The organism is Citrobacter braakii, assembly GCF_002075345.1.
In the GTDB taxonomy this organism is placed as follows: Bacteria; Pseudomonadota; Gammaproteobacteria; order Enterobacterales; family Enterobacteriaceae; genus Citrobacter; species Citrobacter braakii.
Window position 1 is genome coordinate 1 of the sequence record NZ_NAEW01000058.1, and the last position, 2,224, is coordinate 2,224.

3 protein-coding genes and 1 pseudogene are annotated in these 2,224 nt (G+C 55.3%); 3 read left to right on the forward strand and 1 reads right to left on the reverse strand.

Translation table 11 applies throughout. The features are described from left to right. Positions 1 to 343, forward strand: a pseudogene (locus tag BZK42_RS29455) (hypothetical protein); the annotation flags it as partial. 56 nt (positions 344 to 399) lie between these two features. On the opposite strand, the gene BZK42_RS28660 reads toward BZK42_RS29455, so the two are convergent. Further along, positions 400 to 639, reverse strand: coding sequence for a hypothetical protein (locus tag BZK42_RS28660; RefSeq protein WP_143329775.1), 240 nt, complete (start codon positions 637 to 639; stop codon positions 400 to 402). A gap of 185 nt (positions 640 to 824) precedes the next feature. Here BZK42_RS28660 and BZK42_RS27690 point away from each other — a divergent pair, with 185 nt between their 5' ends. Beyond that, the gene (locus tag BZK42_RS27690; RefSeq protein ID WP_080861537.1) at positions 825 to 1,262 is read left to right on the forward strand and encodes a hypothetical protein; all 438 of its coding nucleotides are present in this window, start codon (positions 825 to 827) and stop codon (positions 1,260 to 1,262) included. Then, on the forward strand, positions 1,255 to 2,224 hold a 970-nt coding region (locus BZK42_RS27695; RefSeq protein WP_080861540.1), incomplete at its 3' end, for a DnaB-like helicase N-terminal domain-containing protein. The genes BZK42_RS27690 and BZK42_RS27695, both read left to right, overlap by 8 nt.

Sequence of the window (2,224 nt, forward strand, 5' to 3'; positions counted from 1 at the left end):
TGAATACACCACTGACCGTAAGTCGTTACCGGCGGCGGAAACAATTCACCATCTGGCCTGTGAACTGTTCCCGCAGTGGAAAGCGCTGTTTGATGATGTTCTTCGCCGAAGACCCGGCATGAATGGTACTGCCGATGCAGTTGCCGGTACTGATGCTGTGACAGACGTCCCCGCAGTTCAGGAAGCTGTCTGTGTCGGATGTGGCTGTATTGATAATAACGCCTGTGTGAATGAATTCCGTGAGCCCTGCCACTGGCTGAAGGTGAATTATGAAACCGGGCTGGGCGTGTGTTCGTCATGCGAATCTTTCCTGAGTCATCCGCTGACCGATGATGCTGAGTGAGGTATCACGCCATGCAGAACAACATGATTAATCAGTCAAAAGCATCATCACATTTATCAGTGGCGGTTTTTTATCAGCCATTCTCCCGGACAACAAAGACTGTACGCAAGTTCCCGGCTGGTTCCGGGAAATGCCGCTGTACATTTATCGAAAAAAGTCTGGCAACGCTCAGTATCTTCAGAAGACAGCGCGCCTGCTTTCCGGTCTTCGTAGTATTTCGCAACCTGGCTGGTTGTTCCGGATTTGTCGGACCCCTGCTGCATGCGGTTATCCTGAGAATTTTCATCAGTAATCATATTTTGTTCCTTGTGTTGATGAACGTGATGTTGCTGACGGAACGTACTGACCGGTGTCTGCAAACATTGTGGTTGGAAAATGTACTGTCAGTGAACGGGATGGTACGTACTGCAGTGGCGGGTCCGGCACCTTTTTCGTCATTTTTTGCCGTTTTTTACATTGTCCGGAATGTGTGAGGTGGAAAATGCGAATTCTTTATCGTGCAGTCTGCTCCTGCGCTGCCTCCCGGCACCGGGGTTTTGATGAAAAACGGGTGTTTTTTGAGGCTGACCATAATGATGATGCCGGCGCGTGTCTGGTCGCGTTGCTGGCTGATATCTGGGGTGTGCCTGAATCCACGGTGATTTACCACAACCTGCTGTCGGAGTACGAATACCACCGGAAGCTGGATGAGCAGGCCGGAACCCCGGTCCGCCACGCTCCTGAAACGGGGAGCCTGCGGGATGACATGCGGCTCTTTGAGGTCATGTGGACGTATGACCATGAGCGGCGTGATAGCGTGTCATATCTGCCGTTGTCTGACATGCCGCTGTTTCTGGTGTCTCCGCGTATGCACCGGCGTCTGCTGGATGCATTCCTTGCCTGTCCACGTGAAGTAGCGGCGGAGGTGGTGAATGGCTGACGTCAAAAGAACGAAGCCGCATCGTGATGTGCCATACCATCAGGGCGCGGAGACCAGCGTGCTCGGCGGGCTGATGCTGGACAATGACCGCTGGGATGAGGTGGCTCCTCTCCTGATACCGACCGATTTTTATCTTTCCGTCAACCAGGTTATTTACCGTGAGATAGAGCGTCTGGTCAGCGCGGGGTATCCCATTGACCTGATTACACTCTCGGAGTCCCTGGAGCGGCGGGGACTGCTGGAGCGGTGCGGGGGTTTTGCTTATCTGGCAGAAATGTCCAAAAACACGCCCAGTGCCGCCAATATCGTGGCCTACGCTGAAATTGTCAGGGAGTGCAGCCGGGCACGCCAGCTGATGAAGCTGGGAAGTTCCCTTTACCAGCAGGCTGCCCTGCTTCAGCCATCCGATGGTAGGGGCATATCCACCCTGAAGCAGGTTACGGACTCACTGGTTGAGCAGGGCGAGAAAGAATTGTTTAACCTGGCGCAGCAGAATGTACTGCAGGCCTGTCTGAGTATCACCACGCAGGCATCGGATGTGATGACCTGGCTGGAGTCGGTGGCGGGCGGGGCTGGCGTGACGGGGGTTCCCACGGGATTTGCGGAGCTGGATGCAAAAACCTGCGGCTGGCAGGACGGTAATCTGATACTGATTGGCGCCCGTCCGTCCATGGGTAAAACCGCCCTGGCGGTCAGGCATGCGCTGGCGGCGCTGTACGGATGTCCTGTGGACAGAACGGTCCAGTTCTACAGTATGGAGATGCCCGCAGCACAGCTGATGCTTCGCCTGATGTCCATCCTGGCGAGGGTTCCGCTGACCCGTCTGCGCAGCGGCAATCTGACCAGTCATGACCTTGAACTGGTGTGTGGCGCGGTGGGAATGCTGTCGCAGTGGGAAAACCGCTTCCTTATCGATGACACCAGTTATCAGACCCCGGCCACGCTGCGGACTTCCGTCCGGC

What these genes read in the sequence shown, in the direction of transcription:
- BZK42_RS28660 (WP_143329775.1), bottom strand. Translation starts at nt 639, where the DNA reads ATGATTACTGATGAAAATTCTCAGGATAACCGCATGCAGCAGGGGTCC.
- BZK42_RS27690 (WP_080861537.1), top strand. Translation starts at nt 825, where the DNA reads ATGCGAATTCTTTATCGTGCAGTCTGCTCCTGCGCTGCCTCCCGGCAC.